This is a genomic window from Marinoscillum sp. 108 (assembly GCF_902506655.1).
Classification (GTDB): domain Bacteria; phylum Bacteroidota; class Bacteroidia; order Cytophagales; family Cyclobacteriaceae; genus Marinoscillum; species Marinoscillum luteum.
Map to the genome: position 1 here is coordinate 1 of NZ_LR734816.1, position 2,568 is coordinate 2,568.

At 48.0% G+C, this 2,568-nt stretch carries 1 protein-coding gene; it reads left to right on the forward strand.

The window, feature by feature from the left end; translation table 11 throughout:
- Positions 1 to 2,568: beta strand repeat-containing protein (locus GV030_RS17365; RefSeq protein ID WP_370519080.1), on the forward strand; the 2,568-nt coding region annotated here is incomplete at both ends.

Genomic DNA, 2,568 nt, shown 5'->3' on the forward strand with positions numbered 1-2,568 from the left:
ATACCAACACCAGTGGAATCAACACCACAGGCTTTACCGACATCAATGGTGATGGAGTCATCGACCAGTTTGATAAGGATCTGGATGGTATTCCTGACTTCAAAGACCTGGACAGTGACAATGATGGGATTCCTGACATCCTCGAATTCGGACTCACTGATGCCAATCAGGATGGTACACTCGATGAAGGAGCGGGTATTACGGATGCTAACGCCAATGGACTACATGACACCTACGATCCTGCTTGCGATGGAGCGTCTACCAACACTGCAACGACGGGTGGAACCAATGTGGGAACAAGCGGAACCCTCAATAACATTGCTAACATCCTGGATGCTAATAATACCACGTATGGCACATTCAACAGTGGCGCATACATTGATATTCAATTAGAGGGGCCGGTAATAGTGGGTAATACCATCGTAGTGAGACACAGACGAAATGGAGGTGGTGGAACCAACACCACCATAGTCATTCGTCAGTATGACAGTGGACAGAATCTTGTGGCTTCCTCAGGAAATATTACCTCCAACAATACCACAACCAATACTACCTACACTGTAGTTACATCTGACGCGTATTACATTCGGATAGAAAACACTGGTGCCAATACCGGTAGGTTATACCATGTATCTTACACATACACCATCACCAATTGCTCTGGGGGGTCAGCTCTTGCTCCCACTGACTTTGACAGTGATGGTATTGATAACTATCTGGATCTGGATGCTGACGGTGATGGCATTCCTGACAACATAGAAGCGCAAACCAACCTTGCTTACAAAGCACCTGTGTTGGTAGACAGTGATGGTGACGGTATTATGGACATCTATGATCAGGATGCCGGAGGAGCTCTGGCTCCCGTCAATTCAGATCTCAACGGTAATCCGGATTACCTGGATACAGACTCGGATGATGACGGAATCCCCGATGTAGTGGAAGCCTGGGACAGCGACATGGATGGGTTCGGTGATTGGGACACCAATGGCAACAATGACCCTACAGACGAAAGTGGCTATGGATCAGATGTGGATGCCGACGGTATTTCTTACCTCTTCGACTCCAACTCCGGCAGAGGCACCGTCGCCAATATCACAGGGTCGAATGCAACAATGCAAGATACTGACGCAGACGATATTAGAGACTTCAGGGATACGGATGATGATAATGATGGAATAAGCACTGCGGCAGAAGATTTTGGAGATGGCGCTGGAGGTGCATCTGATGGCAACTGGACCAACGACTTCACCCAAGGGGGGCTAACAGTACCAGACTACCTTTTCAATCCTGATAATGATGGAGATGGTATTATTGATGCAATGGATCTTGATCCTAATAATGATGGTATATCTATCATTCAGGAAAGCAACGGCACGCTCCCATTTGGAGATGAAGATGGAGATAACATCTACAACTATCTGGACAGTGATTATACTGGTTTCATAGATTCAAATAGTGATGGAATTGATGACCGGGTGGACCATGACAAAGATGGCGTTCCTGACTTTTTTGATTTGGACAGCGATAATGACGGAATTTCCGATCTACTGGAAGTAGGCCTTACGGATGCCGATGGAGACGGCACAATGGACGAGGGTTTTGGCATAACAGACGCCAATAACAACGGTCTGGATGACAGTGTGGACCCCAATTGTGCCACTTCCGGCTCAGCTTCCTGGATTTTTAATGAGTCCTCAGTGGGGAATCCTTTTAATGCTTTAGGCTCTATCAACGGAACAAACGCAACCTTTAACGATGCAGCTGATTTCATCATTTTAGACATGGGCGTTACTCTTCCCGGGGGAACTACTATTACAGTTGCTGCCACGGTTGGACTAGGTAACCAGATCAGGTTGGAACAATCCACTGATGGTGCAAACTTTAGCAATACCATAACCTTCACCAATCTTGCTACGACGTACACTACTTCAGGGGGTGCCAGATACATTAGAGTGACCTCACCCACAGCCAATGCTTCATTGGATGCGCTAACACATGCCAGTAGCAATCAATGCGCTGGAACCGGTACAGCAGCTACACTCACCAACACAGATGGAGATGCGCTGGCTAACTACCTGGACCTGGACTCTGACAATGACGGTCTTACTGACAACAGGGAAGCACAGCCTTCAGCAGGGTTTATCGTGATCACTTCTCTGGATACCGATGGCGACGGACTCAAGGATGTCTACGATGCTGACAATGGCGGCACCTACATCAACCCCATCAATTCTGATAGTGATGGCGACCCTGATTACCTGGATACGGACTCTGATGATGACAATGTCCCGGATGTGGTAGAAGGATTTGACGCCAACAAAAACGGCTTCAGTGACCTGGATACCGATCAGGATGGTGACCTCTCTGACGAAACAGGATACGGACTGGACACCGATGGGGACGGGCTCGAAAACATCTTTGACAACTACTCAGGCACTGGTATTGCCAACATCAAAGGATCCAAGTCCAAAAGGCAGGACACCGATGGGGATGGCATTCCCGACTACAGAGACGATGAAGATGACTCTGATGGCATAAACACCTCCGCAGAGGACACCAGCGACGGTG